The 18,468-nt window shown below is 36.5% G+C and carries 21 protein-coding genes; 15 read left to right on the forward strand and 6 right to left on the reverse strand.

Features of this window, described 5'->3' with window-relative positions:
* Window positions 1-144: 144 nt before the first annotated feature.
* The gene (locus HMPREF3263_RS01035; RefSeq protein WP_005699267.1) at window positions 145-1,188 is read right to left on the reverse strand and encodes a hypothetical protein; all 1,044 of its coding nucleotides are present in this window, start codon (window positions 1,186-1,188) and stop codon (window positions 145-147) included.
* 10 nt (window positions 1,189-1,198) lie between these two features.
* Complete coding sequence (locus tag HMPREF3263_RS01040) at window positions 1,199-1,441, reverse strand: AlpA family transcriptional regulator (protein WP_070852829.1); 243 nt, start codon at window positions 1,439-1,441, stop codon at window positions 1,199-1,201.
* A 153-nt stretch (window positions 1,442-1,594) separates the two neighbouring features.
* Here HMPREF3263_RS01040 and HMPREF3263_RS01045 point away from each other — a divergent pair, with 153 nt between their 5' ends.
* Entirely contained in the window at window positions 1,595-2,017 is a 423-nt protein-coding gene (locus tag HMPREF3263_RS01045) for a hypothetical protein (protein ID WP_032827300.1), read from the forward strand.
* 483 nt (window positions 2,018-2,500) lie between these two features.
* Here the strand turns inward: HMPREF3263_RS01045 and HMPREF3263_RS01050 are convergent, their stop codons facing one another.
* Complete coding sequence (locus HMPREF3263_RS01050; protein WP_005699313.1) at window positions 2,501-2,869, reverse strand: helix-turn-helix domain-containing protein; 369 nt, start codon at window positions 2,867-2,869, stop codon at window positions 2,501-2,503.
* Between the two features lie 108 nt (window positions 2,870-2,977).
* Here HMPREF3263_RS01050 and HMPREF3263_RS01055 point away from each other — a divergent pair, with 108 nt between their 5' ends.
* The 3 genes from HMPREF3263_RS01055 to HMPREF3263_RS01065 are packed head-to-tail and all read left to right on the forward strand — an operon-like array spanning window position 2,978 to window position 5,328.
* Entirely contained in the window at window positions 2,978-3,493 is a 516-nt protein-coding gene (locus HMPREF3263_RS01055) for a hypothetical protein (RefSeq protein WP_005699280.1), read from the forward strand.
* A gap of 6 nt (window positions 3,494-3,499) precedes the next feature.
* Window positions 3,500-3,916 (forward strand): hypothetical protein, encoded by a 417-nt coding sequence (locus tag HMPREF3263_RS01060; protein WP_005699315.1) that lies wholly within the window; start codon window positions 3,500-3,502, stop codon window positions 3,914-3,916.
* 20 nt (window positions 3,917-3,936) lie between these two features.
* Window positions 3,937-5,328 carry a DNA translocase FtsK gene (locus HMPREF3263_RS01065; protein ID WP_005699334.1) on the forward strand — a complete coding sequence of 464 codons (1,392 nt, stop codon included), beginning with the start codon at window positions 3,937-3,939 and terminating at the stop codon, window positions 5,326-5,328.
* A 19-nt stretch (window positions 5,329-5,347) separates the two neighbouring features.
* On the opposite strand, the gene HMPREF3263_RS01070 is transcribed toward HMPREF3263_RS01065, so the two are convergent.
* Window positions 5,348-6,628, reverse strand: a complete 1,281-nt coding sequence (locus HMPREF3263_RS01070; protein ID WP_005699348.1) for a tyrosine-type recombinase/integrase — start codon at window positions 6,626-6,628, stop codon at window positions 5,348-5,350.
* Window positions 6,629-6,812: 184 nt separating this feature from the next.
* Here HMPREF3263_RS01070 and mutS point away from each other — a divergent pair, with 184 nt between their 5' ends.
* Window positions 6,813-9,395 (forward strand): DNA mismatch repair protein MutS, encoded by a 2,583-nt coding sequence (gene mutS, locus HMPREF3263_RS01075; protein ID WP_070852830.1) that lies wholly within the window; start codon window positions 6,813-6,815, stop codon window positions 9,393-9,395.
* Between the two features lie 59 nt (window positions 9,396-9,454).
* On the opposite strand, the gene glpX is transcribed toward mutS, so the two are convergent.
* On the reverse strand, window positions 9,455-10,468 hold the full coding sequence (gene glpX, locus HMPREF3263_RS01080) for a class II fructose-bisphosphatase (RefSeq protein WP_070852831.1): 1,014 nt from the start codon (window positions 10,466-10,468) through the stop codon (window positions 9,455-9,457).
* Between the two features lie 141 nt (window positions 10,469-10,609).
* On the opposite strand from glpX, the gene zapB reads away from it, so the two are divergent.
* The 3 genes from zapB to mnmG all read left to right on the forward strand — a co-directional run bounded on the left by zapB (window position 10,610) and on the right by mnmG (window position 13,636).
* Window positions 10,610-10,828 (forward strand): cell division protein ZapB, encoded by a 219-nt coding sequence (zapB, locus tag HMPREF3263_RS01085; protein WP_005699085.1) that lies wholly within the window; start codon window positions 10,610-10,612, stop codon window positions 10,826-10,828.
* Between the two features lie 51 nt (window positions 10,829-10,879).
* Window positions 10,880-11,317: an FMN-binding protein MioC gene (gene mioC / locus HMPREF3263_RS01090; RefSeq protein WP_005694958.1), complete on the forward strand. Its 438-nt coding sequence runs from the start codon at window positions 10,880-10,882 to the stop codon at window positions 11,315-11,317.
* Window positions 11,318-11,746: 429 nt separating this feature from the next.
* Window positions 11,747-13,636 (forward strand): tRNA uridine-5-carboxymethylaminomethyl(34) synthesis enzyme MnmG, encoded by a 1,890-nt coding sequence (mnmG, locus tag HMPREF3263_RS01095; protein ID WP_070852832.1) that lies wholly within the window; start codon window positions 11,747-11,749, stop codon window positions 13,634-13,636.
* A 68-nt stretch (window positions 13,637-13,704) separates the two neighbouring features.
* On the opposite strand, the gene HMPREF3263_RS01100 is transcribed toward mnmG, so the two are convergent.
* On the reverse strand, window positions 13,705-14,556 hold the full coding sequence (locus HMPREF3263_RS01100; protein ID WP_049371377.1) for an SDR family oxidoreductase: 852 nt from the start codon (window positions 14,554-14,556) through the stop codon (window positions 13,705-13,707).
* Window positions 14,557-14,722: 166 nt separating this feature from the next.
* Between HMPREF3263_RS01100 and HMPREF3263_RS01105 the strand changes: the two genes are divergently transcribed.
* From HMPREF3263_RS01105 to atpH, 7 genes are all read left to right on the forward strand, one after another.
* A complete protein-coding gene (locus HMPREF3263_RS01105) occupies window positions 14,723-15,079 on the forward strand; it encodes a winged helix-turn-helix transcriptional regulator (protein ID WP_005699328.1) in 357 nt (118 codons plus the stop codon).
* Between the two features lie 59 nt (window positions 15,080-15,138).
* Complete coding sequence (rsmG, locus tag HMPREF3263_RS01110) at window positions 15,139-15,750, forward strand: 16S rRNA (guanine(527)-N(7))-methyltransferase RsmG (protein ID WP_070852833.1); 612 nt, start codon at window positions 15,139-15,141, stop codon at window positions 15,748-15,750.
* Window positions 15,751-15,889: 139 nt separating this feature from the next.
* Complete coding sequence (locus HMPREF3263_RS01115) at window positions 15,890-16,264, forward strand: ATP synthase subunit I (RefSeq protein WP_049375898.1); 375 nt, start codon at window positions 15,890-15,892, stop codon at window positions 16,262-16,264.
* A gap of 31 nt (window positions 16,265-16,295) precedes the next feature.
* Window positions 16,296-17,084 (forward strand): F0F1 ATP synthase subunit A, encoded by a 789-nt coding sequence (gene atpB, locus HMPREF3263_RS01120; protein WP_070852834.1) that lies wholly within the window; start codon window positions 16,296-16,298, stop codon window positions 17,082-17,084.
* Between the two features lie 54 nt (window positions 17,085-17,138).
* Entirely contained in the window at window positions 17,139-17,393 is a 255-nt protein-coding gene (gene atpE, locus HMPREF3263_RS01125) for a F0F1 ATP synthase subunit C (RefSeq protein WP_005629249.1), read from the forward strand.
* Window positions 17,394-17,442: 49 nt separating this feature from the next.
* Complete coding sequence (gene atpF, locus HMPREF3263_RS01130) at window positions 17,443-17,913, forward strand: F0F1 ATP synthase subunit B (RefSeq protein WP_005699161.1); 471 nt, start codon at window positions 17,443-17,445, stop codon at window positions 17,911-17,913.
* Between the two features lie 12 nt (window positions 17,914-17,925).
* Window positions 17,926-18,459 (forward strand): F0F1 ATP synthase subunit delta, encoded by a 534-nt coding sequence (atpH, locus tag HMPREF3263_RS01135; RefSeq protein WP_005699133.1) that lies wholly within the window; start codon window positions 17,926-17,928, stop codon window positions 18,457-18,459.
* Window positions 18,460-18,468 lie beyond the last annotated feature (9 nt).

The raw sequence follows: 18,468 nt of genomic DNA on the forward strand, positions 1-18,468 counted from the left end.
TCATGAATTTACAAGATAATTTCGAGCAGCATACGCCTGATGCATAAGGCTATGTTTGTTTATTTGCAAGGGTTCGCGCGTTTTGGAAATGAAAAGCTACATAATAACCTACACTTATGTAGCTTTTATAGCTTAGGGGGCAAATTATCTCAGAGATGTTTGAGTGAAATACCCAATAGAATTGTCTATGATATCTGGGTATTTTGACCAATCAATGTTGAGTATAAACTTACTTTTACACTTTTCAAGACATCTATTCGTTTTTAGTCTTAAGTTTCTATTCACCTTTGTATCATCATCTACTTTAGCTTGTAGATACGATTTAACCGCTAGAGGAATACTTTTCTCCTCTTTTATATAAGGAAGGAAATCCTTAAATTGAGAGGCGATTTTATTTCTTCTATAAATGAGAATTCTACTGAATGGGTTTTCTAGCATTGAAACCTCCGATAGAAAAAGTGGTTGTTGATATGGCGGTTTTATTCTTAATTCTAAGCGAGTAATGCTCCGCTTAATATGTTCTCTCTTAACTATAAGGTTATTTTGGTAAACATCTTCAACTTCTTGAAATTTTAGTTTCTCATATACTAAAAGGTAAGAACTAGAACGTTGAGAACCAATAGCATAATTGTTCTTACAATCATCTTCGTTACCTAAGAAATTCCGCCCTGTTCTAGCATTAGGAATAGAGAAGTAATAATTTCTTAGAAATCGCTTGCTGTGTACATCAAGGGTAAGATCGATTCGAGTTACTCTACTAGTTTGTAACAGCATATCAATAACCTCTACCCCAATATGTTTCTTCAGCCATTTGATCACATTAGGTATGTCTCTATTTTTTGCATATTGTGGAGATAACTCAAATCTAACTCTAGGCTCATTAAGTTTTCTTGGGAAATCGTAAGATAATAGCAGATAAAAATCAGGATTTTTCATCGAAGTAATTTTTATACCACAGCGGTAATGTTTAACTTTTATACTACATATCTCATATTTTCCAGATCTAACCTGCTTTAACTTATCAAATTTTTTGTATACACCCCAGAATTCTTCAGCTGGTATTATTTTTGATACAAAAGATAGCTTATCAATTCCCATATAAATAGGGTATTTTTTGAAAGTACCTACACAGATAAAGTTATTCTTTCTATAAATAGCATTTCTGTTTACAAGAATGGTATTTTTCATAGCTAATTTCCTATTGAGTTGTTGTATTATTTAATAAATATGCTTGTAACGTGCTAATAGAGTGATTGGAACTTGAATTACATGCACATCCTCTATTTACAATCCATTCATCAATTTCCGTTTCTAACCACGCAACAGCTCTCAATGACAATTTCTTTGGTAGTGGAAAATCAGATGTTTTGATTAGTCGGTATATAGTTGATTTGGATAACGTTGTTTTTGCCATTACTTGGCTTAGTTTGATTAGTTTCATAAAAACCTCATTTATTACCAAAAGGCGGAATTACCCTTTGCGAGGTTTCCTTTACAGAAGTGAATATTTAGCTATTTTTAGCTCTTAAACTGGCTGACAGTCAGTTATAAATAGCCTAAAATAACTGACTGTCAGTTGATTTAAGGAAGAAAAGTGAGTACGAATTTTATTGGACAAACAAGAAAGCAAAAGAGAAATTGTGAAGAGCAACAGCGTAGAAGGAAATCAATCAAGGAACGCTTTCCCAAGACGGTTACATTCCATACTTATGAGGATATTGATGAAAAAATATCAAGAAGACAGATGAAGATAGCAAAAGCCTTTGAAATAGTAGGAGAAAAGATAAGACAAGCGGAAGTAAAATCTTTAGCTATTACTTATTATATTTATATTCACGCAAGAAAAGAAAAATTAAGAATATTGCGTCAAATCTATAGATATGCAGGTGAGGAAAATATGACTTTAGATAAATTACTTAAGTTGTTAGATAAAAATGTTCCCCTGAAAAAAGAGAAATGGAATCGAGAAATCCTACTTGCTTATTTATTCTTTAGGGATGAAAGAGATAAAAAATAGTGAACTAGGTAAAATTTCAGAGATTTTTACGCTATTTGTACCACAACTATCAAAAAGAACTAATTTTTCGTTATCGTAACTTTTTATCAAACTCCAATGATAGTTAGTCGAGAATAATACTATTGAGTTAGATTGGCTTTCTAGATGAGAAGATATAAGTAAGGGAATTTTTGAGTGTCTTCTTATGTTAGGGTAGTCTATTCTTATTTGCTTATGTATTTTAGCGGTATGATTTAATAAATACTTCATTTGGTGAAGATCCAATCCACTCGTGAGTAGATCATAAATACCCCAGTTATTCATATAAGCTAAAAGTAGCTCGTGAAATAATGGTTTTCGCTTAATTTTCTTATTTGATACGAAATAGACTGCATTTACTATGCTATAAATTCCGCATAAACAGTCTAATTCCCCCTGTTGCAATGCTTTCATGAAAAATAAAAATATGTTTATATATCAATATTTTAACATATTTTTTAGCATCTACAAAATAGTCTCAAGGAAGACTAAAAGACCACGTTTTTTGTCCGCACTTAACCTATCTAAATGAGCATAAAGTCTATTTCTAATACGATCTTCTGAAACAGGAATAAATTTCTGTTTATCATTAATTTTTTGATCTGATATGCAATCTATAAAAAACCAGCTAATTTCGGTATTCAATGCTGCGGCAATTTCGACTAGATGTGCAACATTAATCTTATTTTCACCTCGCTCATAACGAGAAAGTTGCTGTTGTGCGATGCCAATTTGCTCCGATAGCACGGAGGCACTTAATCCAAGCTCTTTACGCTTTTGCTGAATCCGCTTTCCTATCAATCTATCGGTTTCTGTTACTGAAAGTTTCGACATTATCTAGCCTTAAAATCATCTTTTATAGCTATTTTGTAGCTGTTTTACTCCTTTAAAAATATCGGTTATAGTATATTTTACGAATATCACCTATTTAAGGATTTTGTTATGAAGCATTCTTTTACACTTATTCATTGGTATGGACCTTTTGAGCTTTCTGAAGTGATTGAATCAGATTGGGGAAAAGAGAGCGGGCTCTATTTGTTTACAGGAAAACAAAAAGATGAGACTGAGAGCCAAATTCAATACTGCGGTATTTCGGAACAGTCCTATGCATCCCGATTTAAAACTCATCATAAACACTGGAAAATTGATAGTGAGCGAGAGGTTTGGTTAGGGATTATTGAATCTACACCTTACCCTCATATGAATGGAGCTTATTTAGCCTATTTGAAAGAGCCTGAGCGCTTACTTACCTATTATTTACAAGCTCCATTAAATGAGAAAAATCGTATTTTGAAACCACGACCAATGACAGTAATCAACTATTGGTTTACAAAAGATAAAGAACTTAGAAGAAAAAATGTTCACGTAGCTCAGCAAGGTATGCACAGTGTCATTTCTTGGGATGGTGAAAACTGGCATTTAGGTGATCTTAAAATTGTTTCAGATGAAGAGGAATAACCAGCTATGCAATTAGATGATTTTAATATTACTGCTGAATATATGGAATATTCAGATAGTAGTAATAAATCCGAATGGGGGGAACCACTACCTTGCTGGATTAAGTATGAAAGTGAATCTAAAGAATTAAGTATTAAGTTTGAATATGAACAAGAGGGAAAGCCTAATACTTATGTTTGGTTTAAAGGCATAGTAGATATGCTCACTTATCCTTGTTCAGTAGAGCTAAGATCAAATAAACCTAATGTTACAGAAGAATCAATGTTGTTAGAAATAATAAATGATGGTGAAAATTGGTACTTTGAGGGAGTAGTTTATGATCCTTATACAGAAAAGATTGATGGTGTATTAGTCAATAGAATTGCTGAACGAATGATCTATATCAATCAAGTTGATCCTGATGAAAGCGATCTTGACTTTTAATTAATAACCCAGAGGTTTTTATGTTTTCAGATAATTTGTTATTTCCGACAGATTTATTGGATAGACATTATAATGTGAAATTGCCAGATATGAAGAAAGCGTTATCTATGTTTGGAATCACAAATGCAAATATTAGCTACTCTATTGGCCCGGTGGTAATAACTTACTATATCAAATTAGAATTTGATCGCTTAGAAAAGGAAAGTATCAATCAAATTTCTGATCCGACAAAATGGGCTAAAATATTGAATGTTCGTGCAGTAAGAATGATTCCGAGTGAATTTGGCATACTATCTTTGGAAATTCCACATAATAATCACCATACAATTTCACTTAAAGAGGTGATTGGTTCCGAGGTTTTTATTAATAGCAATGATAAGTTACCGATCGCTTTAGGTGTAAATCCAGAGGGCAATCCTGTAGTAATTGATTTAGCCAAGACACCTCATCTTTTGATTGGGGGAGGTACAGGAGCAGGAAAATCAGTCTGTATTAATACTATTCTTATCAGTCTATTATCAAGATTTGATGAAAAACAACTTAAATTGATATTAATTGCTCCGAAGATCGTTGAATTATCACCTTATAATGATATTCCTCACCTCATTACACCTGTTATCACTGATATGAAAAAAGCCGTGCAAGCCTTAAAATGGTGCGTAGATGAAATAGAACGCCGCTATCAGCTTTTATCATTGTGGGAAGTGCGCAATATCGAAAGCTATAATCAGAAAATCTGCCGTTTAAATGCGGAAGGTATTGCTAAAGATACATTTAGTCCATTACCTTATATTGTGATCGTTATTGATGAATTTGCCAATCTAATGCTGACATCTGGTCAGCAGACGGAAGAATGTATAGTGCGTATTGCACACAAAGCAAGAGCAGTGGGGATTCACTTAATTCTCGCCACACAACGCCCTGCTAGCGATGTTATTACAGGTGTTATTCGGGCAAATATTCCTAGTCGTATTGCATTTACCGTGACAAGTGCGGTAGATTCTTGTACTATTCTTGATCAGCGTGGCGCGGAAACATTGTTAGGGCGAGGTGATATGCTATATTCTGGATCAGGCTCTCCAGATTTAACTCGTATTCACGGTGCGTTTATCAGTGATGAAGAAATAGTTGCGATAACCGATTTTTGGCGTCTGTGCGGACAGACTCAATATCAAGAAAATATCTTCACTGAAGAGGTATTTTCGCCAGTTAAGACTGAGCTTGATCCCTTATTTGATATTGTGCGTAAATGGGTAATTGAAACTCAAACTATTTCAATATCAGCAATTCAACGCAAATTTAACCTTAGCTTTAGTCGAGCCGCTCACATTATGGATCAGCTTGAAACAGAAGGTATTGTATCTGAGCTATCAAAATTGGGAAAACGGCAGTTACTCATAACAGAAAATTAAAGAATAAGCAGGGAACTGCCTATTTTTGCTCTGTTAGTAAATCATCTAGGTAATCAGCCCATTTTTGTAACCAAATTTTACATTCTTTATCGTAAGTATGTAGATTATAAGTGCCTTCAATTCCTTTCTTAGAATGTCCTAGAATAGCCTCGCCAACTTCATTCGGGCACCCCAATCTCGCCAAACCTGTTCGAACTGTTCTACGCAGATCGTGTGGCGACCAATGTTCAATGTCTAACATTGCCCCACTTTTTCTAAGTATCCAAGTTCTTTCGGTAAGGTATTTTTGTTGGATAGGCTTTTCTTGTAATCGCATTTGAAATAAGTATTTTGTTGAACGATCAAATGTTTTAAGAAGATCTACTGTTTGATTAGATAGCTGAACATAGCGAGATGTGCCAGTTTTAGTTTCTCGAAGAAAAATTGTCTTCATTTCTAAATCAATATCATCCCAAGCAATAGCGCAAATTTCCCCTGTTCGACAGCCTGTGAGTAATGTAAGTAGAAATACGTTTTGGATTTTTTCTGTTAGTCTTGATGTTTTCAGCCATTTTAGGAATATCCCTAATTCACGGTGATCAAATGCTCTAGTTCCTTTGTTATTAGTGAGTTTAATGGTTGTCATTTTTAACGTTTCTTTTGCTAATAATGCAGGGTTTACAAAATTTTCATCAAATTTATCTAGTCCAATAGCAAAACGATATGCCGCAGTCCACTCTCTAAGAACACTTCCTGCTTGCACGCTTGCACCTCGATTGTTCACGATATTTGTAATATGTTCGGCGATTTCTTTTCTTGTCATAGAAGAGGCTAATCTATCGCCAAATGGAATGACTACATCATTGTATAAAGTTCGTCTAACTTCATCTTGCCCTTTAGGTTTTCTTGCTCCAACTATTAAACGACCATTTTCACTATAGTGATCTTCAATATATTGCGATAAGTAAAGTTCAACAAGATCTTTGACATAAAAGAGTTTCTGGCTTTCTTTTTGAGCTTGCTCTTTTTTAAATTCTTTTAATTCGGTTGCAGGACAGCGACCAGCTAAACGAATATGTTTTAGCTCTTTTAGCTGCTTTCTTGCCTCTGCTAGGCTAGTTTGAGGAAATGAGCCTATTTTTACTTGAGTTAGCTTTTTAGTTATCGGGCTAGAATATCTATAAAAAAATGTTTTTATACCAGTTTTACCACAAGTTACCCTTAGACCTGAATACTCACCAATATCAGCTTTATCAAAATCTTTAGGCTTCATCATTTCAATAGTTTTCGTAGTTAATGGCTTTTTCATAGCATTACTCATAAAATATTCCGATAAATTCCATTTTTTGCTATATGTATATTATACTATAAGCTATAAAAACCTACAAAAAAACCTACATTTTAGTATAGGATTTAGTGAGTCTTCATAAAACCTAATGAAACTACTAGATACAATAAATTTTATATATATTGTTTAAAATCAATATATTAAAAGGATTAAATAGATGATTTTTGAAGAGAATTTCCAACAACATACGCCAATGATGCAGCAATATCTCAAGTTAAAAGCAGAAAATCCTGACATTTTGTTATTTTATCGAATGGGGGATTTTTACGAGCTTTTTTATGATGATGCAAAAAAAGCGGCAGCGTTGTTAGATATTTCTTTAACGAAACGTGGGCAATCAGCAGGTAATCCCATTCCCATGGCAGGCGTGCCTTATCATGCGGTAGAAGGCTATTTAGCAAAATTAGTGCAATTAGGTGAACCTGTAGCCATTTGTGAACAAGTGGGCGATCCCGCCACATCAAAAGGGCCGGTTGAGCGCAAAATTGTACGAATTGTGACACCAGGTACAGTGAGTGATGAAGCGCTTTTACCAGAACGCCAAGATAACTTAATTGTGGCGGTTTATCAGGAAAAAGAAAAATTTGGTTTAGCCACATTGGACATGACATCGGGACGCTTCCAACTTTGTGAACCTCATTCAAAAGAAGCCTTGCAAGCTGAATTACAGCGTATTAATCCCGTAGAATTACTTTATTGTGAAGATTTTGCCGAAATGGCAATTATTGAACATTATAAAGGACTACGCCGTCGTCCAATTTGGGAATTTGAACTTAGTACGGCGATTTCCGAACTTAATCGTCAATTTGGTACAAAAGATTTACGTGCATTTGGTGTAGAAAAATCACCTCTTGGCTTGGCAGCAGCAGGCTGTTTATTGCAATATGCAAAAGAAACACAACGTGCTTCTCTGCCACACATTCAAAGCATCAGTGTCATTCAAAATAACGATAATATTCAATTAGATGCTGCAACACGCCGAAATTTAGAACTCACTCAAAATCTTGCAGGTGGCACAGAAAATACGCTTTCTTCAGTATTAGATAAATGTGTTACGCCAATGGGCAGCCGTTTGTTAAAACGTTGGATTCATCAACCTATCCGTCAAACAAACATTCTATTAAAACGCCAAAAAACGATTGGTGAAATTATTGAGCAAGATTTGTATCACGAATTGCAGCCTTATTTGCAACAAGTGGGCGATATGGAACGGATTCTTGCCCGTGTAGCACTGCGTTCTGCACGTCCTCGTGATCTCACGCGTTTACGTACCGCATTAGAACAAATTGAACCGATAAAATCACTGATTCAGACAAAAACATCGTCAAATTTGACCGCACTTTCCGCGCAAATTGATGATTTTTCCGCGCAAATTAAGTTACTTCAAAAAGCAATTATTGAAACCCCTCCATTATTAATTCGCGATGGTGGGGTTATTGCTGAAGGCTATAATGCAGAATTAGATGAATGGCGAACCCTTTCCGCTGGTGCTACGAAATATTTAGAAAATTTAGAACAACGCGAACGAGAAAGCACGGGCATTGATACCTTAAAAATTGGCTTTAATGCGGTGCATGGTTATTACATTCAAATCAGCCAAGGGCAAGCTCATAAAGCACCTATTCATTATGTTCGTCGTCAAACCTTAAAAAATGCCGAACGCTACATTATTCCTGAATTAAAAGAATATGAAGATAAGGTTTTAAAATCAAAAGGGGCGGCACTTGCTTTAGAAAAGCAACTTTATGATGAATTATTTGATTTATTATTGCCACATTTAGGTCAATTGCAGTTAGCTAGCTTGACATTATCTGAATTGGATGTGTTAGTTAACCTCGCAGAACGGGCAGAAACTTTAAATTATGTTGCACCACAATTTAGCGATGAAATTGGCGTAAAAATTGAAAATGGTCGTCATCCTGTGGTGGAACAAGTCTTAAAAGACCCCTTTATTGCTAACCCTGTTAATCTCAATCAGCAACGCCATTTATTAATTATTACCGGACCAAATATGGGCGGTAAAAGTACCTATATGCGTCAAACAGCTTTAATTACATTAATGGCGTATATAGGCAGTTTTGTGCCGGCTGATAGTGCGGTTATCGGGCAAATTGATCGTATTTTTACTCGAATTGGTGCCTCTGATGATTTAGCATCTGGCCGTTCTACATTTATGGTAGAAATGACCGAAATGGCGAATATTCTTCATCAAGCCACTTCACAAAGTTTAGTTCTTATTGATGAAATCGGACGCGGGACGTCTACTTATGATGGACTTTCTTTAGCTTGGGCTTGTGCTGAATGGTTGGCGAAGAAAACCCGTTCACTTACGTTATTTGCGACCCATTATTTTGAACTCACCGCGCTGCCAGAACAAATTGAAGGCATTGCCAATATTCATTTAGATGCATTAGAACATAACAATACCATCGCCTTTATGCACGCGGTTCAAGACGGTGCGGCAAGTAAAAGTTATGGTCTTGCTGTTGCAGCGCTGGCTGGTGTGCCTCAATCTGTCATTAAACTGGCGAAGCAAAAATTACATCAGTTAGAAAAATTATCGGCACAAAATGGTGATCAACAAATTCAACATTTAAGAGCGTTAAATCAACATCAAGGTGAATTGGCTTTTGAAGCAGAACCGGATGCTTTACGCGAAGCCATTGAGCAACTTGATCCAGATGAATTAAGTCCAAAACAAGCCTTAGCTTATCTGTATCAATTGAAGAAAATGCTGTAAGAAATAAAAAAGAGCGGTCAAAAAATTCATTATTTTTTATGACCGCTCTTTTATTTTCACTAATTTCTTAAAATCTCATAGATTTCAGCATCTTTTCTATCGAGATAATGGATGGATTGGATTTTACGAATGGTGCGTGATTTACCACGAATTAATAAGGTTTCTGTAGTTGCCAAGTTACCACGGCGAGAAATCCCTTTGAGTAATTCACCGTGCGTAATTCCCGTTGCAACAAAAACAAGGTTATCATCACGCACTAAATCTTCTAATTTTAAGATTTCATTAACCTTCACGCCTAATGCTTCACAACGTTGAACTTCTTCAGCGGCAATTTTACGATTTTCTTCTATATCACCTTTCACTTCATTACGTGGAATAAGACGAGCTTGCATATCTCCACCTAATGCACGAATTGCGGCAGCAGCAGCCACGCCTTCAGGTGCACCACCAATACCATAAACCATATCCACTTCAGCATCCGGTAAACAACATAAAACTGAAGCCGCCACATCACCATCTGGAATGGCCATCACACGAATACCTAAATTATGCATTTGTTTAATCACTTCATCATGACGTGGTTTAGCGAGCACCATCACCGTTAAATCCGATAAGGATTTACCTAAACGAGAAGCCACTCGACGAAGATTTTGTTCAATCGGTAAACTTAAATCAATCATGCCTTTTACTTCAGGACCGACGACTAATTTTTCCATATACATATCAGGCGCTTTTAAGAAGGTACGTTTACCACCAGCTGCCAATACTGAAATGGCATTTGATTGGCCCATTGCAGTCATTCTTGTGCCATCAATCGGATCAACCGCAATAGAAACGAGCTCACCATTACCTGATCCCACTTTTTCGCCAATATAAAGCATTGGTGCTTCGTCAATTTCTCCTTCACCAATCACAATTTCACCGTCCATATGGATTAAATTCAGCATATAACGCATGGCTTTGACTGCTGCATCATCCGCCGCATTTTTATTACCACGACCAAGCCAAGTGTAAGCAGCCAATGCTGCCGCTTCGGTTACTCTTGAAAATTCAATAGCTAATGCACGATTCATTTTTTCCCCCAATGCAAAAAGTCTCGTTATTTTATCACCAAGCAAACGTTTGCATAATAATTTTTGACAATAGGCTTTTAAAAATAAGATTAAGTGGGTAGAATAAAGCCATTTCGGACTATTTTAAAAAAGGAAATCACTATGTCTTTAGAAATTTTAGATCAGCTTGAAGAAAAAATTAAACAAGCAGTAGAAACGATTCAATTACTTCAACTTGAAGTAGAAGAGTTAAAAGAACAAAAAAATCAATCTCAACAATCAGTAGAAGCCTTGCGAAATGAAAATGAGCAACTTAAAAATGAGCACCGCAACTGGCAAGAACATATTCGTTCATTGTTGGGTAAATTCGACAACGTATAATGACTATAAAGGCTTAGAAAATCTAAGCCTTTTTTCTTATTAGGAAACAATATGAATATTTGCGTGATTTCAGGCAGCACATTAGGCAGCGCTGAATATGTGGCGGAACATTTAGAAGAGGTGTTAAAAACGCAAGGTTTTTCGACCGCACTTTTCCACGGACCAGAACTTGATGAGGTGATTGATGAAAATATTTGGTTGATTGTCACTTCTACACATGGTGCAGGTGAATTGCCTGATAATTTGAAACCACTCTTTGAACAAATTGCGGCATCAGATAAAGATTTATCTTCCCTCCGCTTTGCCGTTGTAGGCTTAGGTAATTCAGATTACGATACATTCTGTCATGCCGTAAATAAAGTCGAAACACAATTAAGTAAAAAAAGTGCGGTCAAAATCTGTGAGAGTTTAAAAATAGATGTCTTGCATGTTGATGATCAAGAACAATTTGCGGAAGATTGGCTGCCACAATTTATAAATGCACTTTAGTCATAATAAAGCGATAATTTGAGTTTATCGCTTTTTATTTATCCATATCCAAAAAAATCACCTGTGGATAACTTTAATAAAACCTGTCAAAAAAATGTTCTTTTCCACTGAATAAATATAAGGGTTGTTTTAACTGTGGATAAAATTGAAGGTTATCCACAAGAAAAAAACGTCAAACTGATGACATTTCAACACAGTCTAAAATGATCTAACGTCTTCATTTAAAAAAGGAAAAGGATCTTATTCACAGCGTAAAAGGATCCTAATAGTAACAATAATAAGATCTTTATATATAAATAGATCTTATCTTTATTATCTCTCGATCTTCTCTCATCACAGATTGAATTCTTGCTTTCAAGCACACGGAATTTTCAGTAGAATAGCGCCTATTTTTAGATCGAAGATCAAATTGAAAACGAAGAGAGAGATATGTTTTACACCGAAAATTATGATGTGATCGTTGTTGGTGGCGGTCATGCTGGGACAGAAGCCGCATTGGCACCAGCACGCATGGGATTAAAAACCCTGTTATTAACACATAACGTTGATACCCTTGGACAAATGTCATGTAACCCCGCTATTGGTGGTATTGGTAAAGGCCATTTAGTGAAAGAAGTGGATGCGATGGGGGGCTTAATGGCGCATGCTGCAGATAAGGCGGGGATTCAATTTCGTACTTTAAACAGCAGTAAAGGGCCTGCTGTACGTGCAACTCGTGCTCAAGCTGACCGCGTGTTATATCGCCAAGCCGTACGCATCGCACTAGAAAATCAACAGAATTTAGATATTTTCCAACAAGAAGTAACCGATATTTTAATTGAGCAAGATCGCGTTTGTGGTGTGGAAACCAAAATGGGACTTAAATTCCGTGCTAAATCGGTTATTTTAACTGCCGGTACTTTCTTAGCGGGTAAGATCCATATTGGTTTAGAACATTATGAAGGCGGCCGAGCTGGTGATCCGGCATCTGTTACACTTTCTCATCGTTTACGTGATCTAAATTTACGCGTTGATCGTTTAAAAACGGGTACACCACCGCGTATTGATGCACGCACGATCAATTTTGATATATTGGCTAAACAGCATGGTGATGCGGTGTTGCCTGTATTCTCTTTTATGGGATCAGTTGATGATCACCCTAAACAAATTCCTTGTTATATCACCCATACTAATGAACAAACCCATGAAGTGATCCGTAATAACTTGGATCGCAGTCCAATGTATACCGGTGTAATTGAAGGGATCGGTCCGCGTTATTGCCCATCTATTGAAGATAAAGTGATGCGTTTTGCAGATCGTAATTCACATCAAATTTATTTGGAACCGGAAGGCTTAACCAGTAACGAAGTGTATCCAAACGGGATCTCTACCAGTTTGCCGTTTGACGTGCAAATGGGCATTGTTAATTCCATGAAAGGTTTGGAAAAAGCTCGCATCATCAAACCAGGTTATGCGATTGAATATGATTATTTTGATCCACGTGACTTAAAACCAACGTTAGAAACTAAATCAATTTCTGGCTTATTTTTTGCGGGTCAAATTAACGGTACAACCGGTTATGAAGAAGCAGCGGCACAAGGCTTATTGGCGGGGATTAATGCAGGTCTTTATGTACAAGAAAAAGAGGCATGGTATCCACGTCGCGATCAATCTTATACTGGCGTATTGGTTGATGACCTTTGCACGCTTGGTACCAAAGAACCGTATCGCGTATTCACTTCTCGTGCTGAATATCGTTTGTTATTACGTGAAGACAATGCGGACATTCGTTTAACGCCAATTGCCCATGAATTAGGTTTGATTGATGAGGCTCGCTGGGCACGCTTTAATCAAAAAATGGAAAATATTGAACAGGAACGCCAACGTTTACGCAGTATTTGGTTGCATCCGCGTTCTGAATATTTAGAAGAAGCCAATAAAGTGCTTGGCAGCCCACTTGTGCGTGAAGCCAGCGGTGAAGATTTATTGCGTCGTCCAGAAATGACCTACGATATTTTAACTTCTTTAACACCATACAAACCGGCAATGGAAGACCGAGAAGCCGTAGAACAAGTGGAAATTGCCATTAAGTATCAAGGTTATATTGAGCATCAACAAGAAGAAATTGAAAAACAAAAACGCCACGAAAATACAGCTATCCCGGCTAACTTTGATTACAGCAAAGTATCTGGTTTATCTAATGAAGTACGTGCGAAGTTGGAACAGCATCGCCCGGTTTCAATTGGCCAAGCGAGCCGAATTTCAGGTATTACCCCTGCAGCGATTTCAATTATTCTGGTGAATTTGAAAAAACAAGGCATGCTAAAACGTGGCGAATAATGTTTAGAAATCAAAAGTGCGGTTAATTTTGACCGCACTTTTTTTATAGGCTTAACTTAAAAAAGTTATTAGTGATCGAGAGCTTGTTTCACTGCTACATCCAATCCTGCTGTTGGACGGCCAAGCAATTTCTCAAGGGTTTTGTCTTCTGAGAATAATGCACCGTTTGACGCATCTACATCCCATTGGGCAATTAAGCCTGCAAAGCCTTCATCTAATCCTGCTTGTACAAGTGCTGAGGCATAATCTGCTGCAGGAATATCCACGTAAGGGATATCTTTACCTGTTTGTTTGCTGATTTCTGCTGCAAGGTCGGCTAATGTCCAGCTAGTTGATCCGGCAAGCTCGTAAGTTTGGTTTTCATGCCCTTCACTTAATGCAACGTTTACCGCTGCTTTAGCAAGTTCTGCACGGAGTACAGACGAAATTTTGCCGTTTTTTGCTGAACCGTAGAAAGCATTGTTTGCTAATGCTGCTGGAATTGAAGCTGTGTAGTTTTCGGTGTACCAACCATTGCGTAAAATTGTGTAAGTAATGCCCGAAGCTTTTAATGCGGCTTCAGTTTCAACGTGCTCACCAGCAAGGGATTTTACGGTATTGTCGTTGGTCGCGCCGAGTAAGCTGGTGTAGATAATATGTTTCACGCCGGCTTTTTTCGTTGATTCAATTACATTGTTGTGTTGTACAAAACGCTGACCGATTTCATTACTTGATACCAAAATTAATGTATCTACGCCTTGTAATGCTTCTACTTGACCTTCTGTTTTTGAATAATCAAATTTGCGGGCTTCTACGCCGGAAATTTTTTCCGGGGAACGCACAAGCGCGATGACGTTGGTGTTTTTGGCTTTTAATAAGTCTAATGCGATTGCACCAAATTGACCTGTTGCACCAGTAATTGCGATAGTTTTAGTTGTCATGATGTTTTCCTTCTCGTTAAGTTGAAATGATATTTGAACATTTGATTGTTCGCTTGATGTGGCGTATTATATTTCAATACTTACTTTTGGGAAGTACTTACATAAACGTAAGTTTTGGAATTTTTAAAAAATAATTTTTAACTTGTTGATTTTTAAGGAATTAAAAATGAAAAAAAATTTAAATCGTGGGAATGTTCTGGCTTCAGCTTGCCCTTCTCGCCAAATTTTGCAACATTTAACCAGCCGTTGGGGCGCATTGGTGTTGGTGAGTTTGCATTCTGGTACCAAGCGTTTTAGTGAACTTCGCCGTGCGATTGATGGCGTAAGTGAACGTATGTTGACTAAAACCCTGCAGGAATTGGAGGCTGATGGTATGTTAATTCGTAAATCCTATAATACCGTGCCACCGCAAGTGGATTATACATTAACAGAATTTGGAACAGAAGCTTCTAATAAGATGTTTGAGTTGGTGGACTGGTTGGAAACAAATTTAGGGAATATTTTAGCAAGCCAGAAGAAATAATGTTTCAAGGTAGGAATTTTCAAGTAGAATGACGACAAATAGACAAGATAGATAGAAAAATGAAAGCAAAACTCGAAAATTTACTGACTCAAGCTGAAATCCAATTAACAGATCGACAAAAAGATCAACTGATCCAGTTAGTACAATTACTCAATAAATGGAATAAAGCCTATAACTTAACCTCTGTGCGTGATCCACAGGAAATGTTAGTGAAACATATCTTGGATAGTATTGTTGTTAGTCCTTATTTACAAGGGGATCTTTTTATTGATGTAGGAACCGGTCCAGGCTTGCCAGGCCTGCCTTTAGCCATTATTAACCCTACCAAGCAATTTGTCTTGTTAGATAGTTTAGGTAAGCGTATTAGCTTTATTCGAAATGCAGTACGTGAGTTAGGACTAACAAATGTAGAACCTGTTCTTAGCCGCGTTGAGGAATACCAATCTGAACAAAAATTCGACGGCGTATTAAGTCGTGCATTTGCTTCGTTAAAAGATATGACTGATTGGTGTCATCATTTACCAAAACAAGATGGATATTTTTATGCTTTAAAAGGCATTTATCACGAAGATGAAGTTCAAGAATTAGACAAAAAATTCGAAGTAAAAGACGTGATAACTTTACATGTCCCTGAGCTTGTAGGTGAGCGACATTTAATCGTTTTACGATAAAACACACTTATTTTATGGTTATTTTGTGAATAAATTTTTAAAAGTGTGATTTATTTAACATTTTTTAGCTGTTTAAAAGTTGAAACTCTTTGTAGCACAGGTATAATTAGGTAATTTTTGTATTTTAAAAAATAAGATAATGTCTAAGGTTTTAACAGAGGCCAAAAATCGATATCAAAAAGCGATGATTATTGAATCAGTTTGCCTTGTTGTTTTTGGTTTGTTAGTTGCGCTTTGGCAAGGTGAAAGTGCGGTAGATTTTAGTTTAGGATTTATCTGTGCTTTTGTGCCATTTTGTGCTTTTACTTATATTGTTTTTTTTCGCAAACAAGATTTTTCAACAAAATTAACAGCATTTTATCGCGGTGAAGCATTGAAGTTTATGCTAACGATTGTGCTTGTGGGGGGGGCCTTTAAATGGCTTTCTATCTCACATTTTATTTTATTTTTTGTTGGTTTTTTTACTGCATTAGCGTTGAATAATTTTATTCCGTTTTTGTTAAATAAATCTTAAATTTTTTTCTTTTTTCTACAAAGGGTTGACTATGTCTGGACAAACGACTTCCGAATATATTGGCCACCACTTGAGCTTCTTAAAAACAGGTGATGGTTTCTGGAATGTTCATGTTGATACGCTCTTTTTCTCGATCGTATCTGCCGTGATTTTCTTGTTTATCTTTTCTCGTGTTGCAAAAAATGCAACGACAGGCGTACCAGGCAAAATGCAATGTTTGGTTGAGATTGTCGTTGGTTGGGTTGATGGTATTGTGAAAGAAAACTTTCATGGTCCGCGTAATGTGGTAGCACCAATTGCTTTAACCATTTTCTGCTGGGTATTCATTATGAATGCTATCGACTTAATCCCAGTTGATTTTCTTCCTCAATTTGCCGGTCTTTTTGGTATTCGTTATTTAAGAGCAGTACCAACAGCAGATATCAGTGCAACATTAGGTATGTCAATCTGTGTATTCTTCCTCATTCTTTTCTATACAATTAAATCAAAAGGTTTTGGTGGTTTAGTTAAAGAATATACACTCCACCCTTTTAATCATTGGGCGTTTATTCCTGTAAACTTTATTCTTGAAACGGTAACTTTATTAGCTAAACCGATTTCTCTTGCTTTCCGTCTTTTCGGTAATATGTATGCAGGGGAATTAATCTTTATTCTTATCGCTGTGATGTACTCTGCAAATGTGGCCATTGCGGCATTGGGAATTCCATTACACCTTGCTTGGGCTATTTTCCATATTTTGGTTATTACGTTACAAGCATTCATCTTTATGATGTTAACGGTGGTTTATTTAAGTATTGCTTATAATAAAGCAGATCATTAATCATTTTTTATTAACCGGCTCTAGGGCTAAACTTAACTTCTATTGGAGAACATTATGGAAACTGTAATTACAGCGACAATCATTGGTGCATCAATTCTTCTTGCATTTGCTGCATTAGGTACTGCAATCGGCTTTGCGATCTTAGGTGGTAAATTTTTAGAATCATCTGCTCGTCAACCTGAATTAGCATCTAGCCTACAAACTAAAATGTTTATCGTGGCAGGTCTTTTGGATGCGATTGCAATGATTGCTGTTGGTATTTCATTACTTTTCATTTTCGCAAACCCATTCATCGGTTTATTACACTAATCACCTTATTTGCTTATCAACGTAAAACAAGCATAGTAAGGAGGACGTTGTGAATTTAAATGCAACATTGATTGGTCAACTTATTGCGTTCGCACTTTTCGTGTGGTTCTGCATGAAGTTTGTTTGGCCACCAATTATTAATGCGATTGAAACACGTCAAAGCCAAATTGCGAACGCCTTAGCGTCAGCTGAAGCAGCGAAAAAAGAGCAAGCAGATACTAAAAATCTTGTTGAACAAGAACTTCTATCTGCCAAAGTACAAGCTCAAGAAATTTTAGATGCTGCTAATAAACGTCGCAATGAAGTGTTAGACGAAGTGAAGGCAGAAGCTGAAGAACTAAAAGCAAAAATTATTGCTCAAGGTTATGCTGAAGTAGAAGCAGAACGTAAACGTGTTCAAGAAGAATTACGTGTTAAAGTGGCTTCATTAGCAGTAGCGGGTGCTGAGAAAATTGTGGGTCGTTCTATTGATGAAGCGGCAAACAATGACATTATTGATAAATTAGTTGCAGAGTTATAAGAGGCTTAGCTTATGTCAGAATTAACTACAATAGCTCGCCCTTATGCAAAAGCTGCATTCGACTTTGCCATTGAACAAAGTGCGGTCGAAAAATGGACTGAAATGTTAGGCTTTGCTGCAGCCGTAGCTGAAGATGAAACGGTAAAAGCTTACTTAAGTAGTTCTCTTTCTGCACAGAAATTAGCTGATACAGTAATTTCTATTTGTGGCGAACAATTGGATCAATATGGGCAAAATCTTATTCGGTTAATGGCTGAAAATAAGCGTTTGAGTGCGATTCCTACCGTGTTTGAAGAATTTAAACATTATGTGGAAGAACATCAAGCTATTGCAGAAGTTGAAGTAACTTCTGCACAACCATTGAATGCAACAAAAATCGAAAAAATTGCAGCTGCAATGGAAAAAAGATTAGCTCGCAAAGTGAAATTAAATTGCAATGTAGATAGCTCACTGATTGCTGGTGTAGTGATTCGTACAGAAGATTTTGTGATTGACGGAAGTAGTCGTGGACAACTTACTCGTCTCGCAAATGAGTTGCAATTATAAGAGGAATAC

This window comes from Haemophilus sp. HMSC61B11 (assembly GCF_001838615.1).
In the GTDB taxonomy this organism is placed as follows: domain Bacteria; phylum Pseudomonadota; class Gammaproteobacteria; order Enterobacterales; family Pasteurellaceae; genus Haemophilus_D; species Haemophilus_D parainfluenzae_AD.

Excerpts from the sequence above, each read along its gene's own strand:
- mnmG (WP_070852832.1), top strand. The coding sequence starts at position 11,747 with ATGTTTTACACCGAAAATTATGATGTGATCGTTGTTGGTGGCGGTCAT.
- HMPREF3263_RS01060 (WP_005699315.1), top strand. The coding sequence starts at position 3,500 with ATGCAATTAGATGATTTTAATATTACTGCTGAATATATGGAATATTCA.
- HMPREF3263_RS01105 (WP_005699328.1), top strand. The coding sequence starts at position 14,723 with ATGAAAAAAAATTTAAATCGTGGGAATGTTCTGGCTTCAGCTTGCCCT.
- mutS (WP_070852830.1), top strand. The coding sequence starts at position 6,813 with ATGATTTTTGAAGAGAATTTCCAACAACATACGCCAATGATGCAGCAA.
- atpB (WP_070852834.1), top strand. The coding sequence starts at position 16,296 with ATGTCTGGACAAACGACTTCCGAATATATTGGCCACCACTTGAGCTTC.
- HMPREF3263_RS01035 (WP_005699267.1), bottom strand. The coding sequence starts at position 1,188 with ATGAAAAATACCATTCTTGTAAACAGAAATGCTATTTATAGAAAGAAT.
- HMPREF3263_RS01055 (WP_005699280.1), top strand. The coding sequence starts at position 2,978 with ATGAAGCATTCTTTTACACTTATTCATTGGTATGGACCTTTTGAGCTT.
- HMPREF3263_RS01050 (WP_005699313.1), bottom strand. The coding sequence starts at position 2,869 with ATGTCGAAACTTTCAGTAACAGAAACCGATAGATTGATAGGAAAGCGG.
- HMPREF3263_RS01065 (WP_005699334.1), top strand. The coding sequence starts at position 3,937 with ATGTTTTCAGATAATTTGTTATTTCCGACAGATTTATTGGATAGACAT.
- HMPREF3263_RS01040 (WP_070852829.1), bottom strand. The coding sequence starts at position 1,441 with ATGAAACTAATCAAACTAAGCCAAGTAATGGCAAAAACAACGTTATCC.
- HMPREF3263_RS01115 (WP_049375898.1), top strand. The coding sequence starts at position 15,890 with ATGTCTAAGGTTTTAACAGAGGCCAAAAATCGATATCAAAAAGCGATG.
- HMPREF3263_RS01100 (WP_049371377.1), bottom strand. The coding sequence starts at position 14,556 with ATGACAACTAAAACTATCGCAATTACTGGTGCAACAGGTCAATTTGGT.
- rsmG (WP_070852833.1), top strand. The coding sequence starts at position 15,139 with ATGAAAGCAAAACTCGAAAATTTACTGACTCAAGCTGAAATCCAATTA.
- HMPREF3263_RS01070 (WP_005699348.1), bottom strand. The coding sequence starts at position 6,628 with ATGAGTAATGCTATGAAAAAGCCATTAACTACGAAAACTATTGAAATG.
- mioC (WP_005694958.1), top strand. The coding sequence starts at position 10,880 with ATGAATATTTGCGTGATTTCAGGCAGCACATTAGGCAGCGCTGAATAT.
- atpE (WP_005629249.1), top strand. The coding sequence starts at position 17,139 with ATGGAAACTGTAATTACAGCGACAATCATTGGTGCATCAATTCTTCTT.
- glpX (WP_070852831.1), bottom strand. The coding sequence starts at position 10,468 with ATGAATCGTGCATTAGCTATTGAATTTTCAAGAGTAACCGAAGCGGCA.
- atpH (WP_005699133.1), top strand. The coding sequence starts at position 17,926 with ATGTCAGAATTAACTACAATAGCTCGCCCTTATGCAAAAGCTGCATTC.
- zapB (WP_005699085.1), top strand. The coding sequence starts at position 10,610 with ATGTCTTTAGAAATTTTAGATCAGCTTGAAGAAAAAATTAAACAAGCA.